Genomic DNA, 2,406 nt, shown 5'->3' on the forward strand with positions numbered 1-2,406 from the left:
GCGCCGCCCGCCAGGCCGCCCGCTGAGCCTCCCGCCGCGTCGGACGCACGAGGCGCGACATCGGGTGCGACGGGCTCCGGCGTACGGTGCGCGCGCCCGGCGCGCAGATGCAGCGCGGCCTCGCGCGGCAGCACGACGGTACGGGTGGTCGCGGGCAGCAGCAGCCCTCGGTCCCGCAGCCACTGCACGGGCGGCGTCGGGCTCGATGTGACCTCTCCGTACGGCGGTCCCCACACCAGCCGGTCCAGCACCGACAGCGCCTCCATCGGCGCGGTGTCGAGCAGGGCGGCCATCCGGGTGCGGTCGGTGAAGAGCGCGGTCAGCGAGGCGACGGCGGAGACCGGATCGTGGGTGGAAGGCAGCCGGGCGGCGGCCAGGATCTCCTGGAGCCGGCCCGGTGACATACCGGTGGTGGCCTCGGCGACGGTCGGTCCGAGACCGGTCGGTGACGGGTGGGTGGGCGACGGCGCGAGGAGCTCACGGGCGGTACGGACCAGCCGCAGCCGGTCGTCGCCGCCCCAGATCAGAGCCCGGTCACGGAGCGTGCGTACGGCGCCGGGCAGCGCGGCCTCGATCCGCGCGTCGCCCTCGTCGCCGGTCAGCAGCGCGCGGAGCGTGTCGTACGGCGCGGGCTCGGGCGCGACGGCCAGGGCTTCCGCGGTCTGGAGTGTGAAGCGGTCGAGCCGTTCGAGGGCCCGCACGACGGAGGCACGGGTGCCCGCGCGTGTCGCGAGCTGCGAGAGATCGCTCGGTACGGGAGTCAGCAGATCGGGCCGGGCGCGCAGCAGAGCGGCCAGGGAGTCGTCGCTCTGGGTACGCAGGGCCTCCGCGAGCGTCCGCGGTGGCGTACCGCCGGTTCCTTCGGGCACATGCGCCTCCTGCTCAGCCTTCGCGGTTCCCCATCCGTTCCACGTTAGCCCCTGAGAGGCGCTCCGCCCGCGCCGCGGGGCCCGGGGTCGGCGGCGGGTGTGATGCCGAGTCTGCTTCGTACCTTCTCCGTACCGGGCGTACGGCGCGCGTGTTCGGGGTGGACGTTCGGGGATGACTCCGACACCATCGCGTGTGGCGGTGAGCGCTTGTCGCTTGTGCGGAGGACTGTGTGGGGATCGAGAGCGACCAGCTCGTCTATGACTATCTGAGCCGGGTCGGGGACGCGGCGCAGCAGCGGCAGCTCCCGTCGGGAGACCGGATGCGGCTGGTGTCGACGCTGCGGAACGAGATCGACCGGCAGCGCGGCAGGTCGGGCGCGGACAGCCCGGCGGCGGTCCGCCGCATCCTGGGACGGCTGGGAACACCGGACGCGGTGGTGGACGCGGCGTCGTCGGACGGCGAGCGCCGCCGGGGCGCGGCCGAACCGGAGGAGCCACGGCCGGCTGTGCCGGAGCAGCGGAGGACGGAGCCGGAGCCCGTGCTTCTGGGGGAGGAGCGCGCGCAGGATTCGGGGCGGGAGTCGGCGCCTGGGTTTGGGCCCGTGTTTACGGAGCAGCGGACGGGACCTCGGCCGCCGTCCTTCGGCGAGCCGGACTGGTGGCGGATCGAACTGGGCCCGATGGACGCGGGCGCGAGCGACCGGGGAATCCTGGCGGGGATCGAGATCCCGGAGATACTCAAACCACCGCCGGAGGATCCGGAGAAGGAGGACGGCGACGGGGACGAGGCGGCGGAGGGGACGGCCCGGAGCGCCTGGCGCGCCTGGCGCGCGCGGCTGCGACGCGGGGGCGCGGACGGCGACGGAGAGGGCGCGGAGAAGGGCGGCGGTGCGAAGGGGACCGACGGTCCGAAGCCCGGTCGGCCGAAGGGCGGCGGCTCGAAGGGAAGCGGCTCGAAGGGAAGCGATCCGAAGCCCGGTCGCCCGAAGCGTGCCGGACTCTCCAATCCGTTCCTGCTGCTGGCCGCCGCACTGCTGGTCGTGGGCGCGGTCGCCGGCTCCTGGCTGGCCCTGGCCGGCGGCTGGCTCCTCGCCTACGCCTCCCGCACGCTCTCCCGAGCCGAGGCGAAATGGGCGGTCTTCGGCCTCCCGGGCATCTCGGCGGCAGGCGGCCTGATCTGGCTCTGGGGCCGCATGGACGGCCGCTGGGGCGAACCGATCCCGGACACGGGCATGGCCGACGCACTCTCCGACGTCTGGCCGATGGTCCTCCGCACAGCGGCGGTGACATCGGCGCTGTACCTGGTCTGGAGAGCGCGCCGGAAGTAGCGGCGTGGTGGGTACGGGGAGGGTGCGGGTGGGTGGTCTCGCGCCAGGCGTCGAATTCTTGCGCAGAGTAGCCAAAAGCCCCGTCGCTCCGGGGGGAGAACGGCGGGGCTCAGCACAGGTGCTGCTCAGATGATGGGGGGGCTGGGTTCCGGGTTCCTGTTTCTTTCCGGCCTGCGGGTTGGTGGGTGGTGTGCGGGTTGGTGGGTGGT

At 73.9% G+C, this 2,406-nt stretch carries 1 protein-coding gene and 1 pseudogene; one reads left to right on the forward strand and one right to left on the reverse strand.

The annotated features are described in order from the left end of the window. Positions 1–869 (reverse strand): annotated as a pseudogene (locus GA0115259_RS06355) (DNA-binding protein); the annotation flags it as partial. 230 nt (positions 870–1,099) lie between these two features. Here GA0115259_RS06355 and GA0115259_RS06360 point away from each other — a divergent pair. After that, entirely contained in the window at positions 1,100–2,197 is a 1,098-nt protein-coding gene (locus GA0115259_RS06360; protein ID WP_093592092.1) for a hypothetical protein, read from the forward strand. Positions 2,198–2,406: the final 209 nt, after the last annotated feature.

This window comes from Streptomyces sp. MnatMP-M17, from assembly GCF_900091995.1.
Classification (GTDB): Bacteria; Actinomycetota; Actinomycetes; order Streptomycetales; family Streptomycetaceae; genus Streptomyces.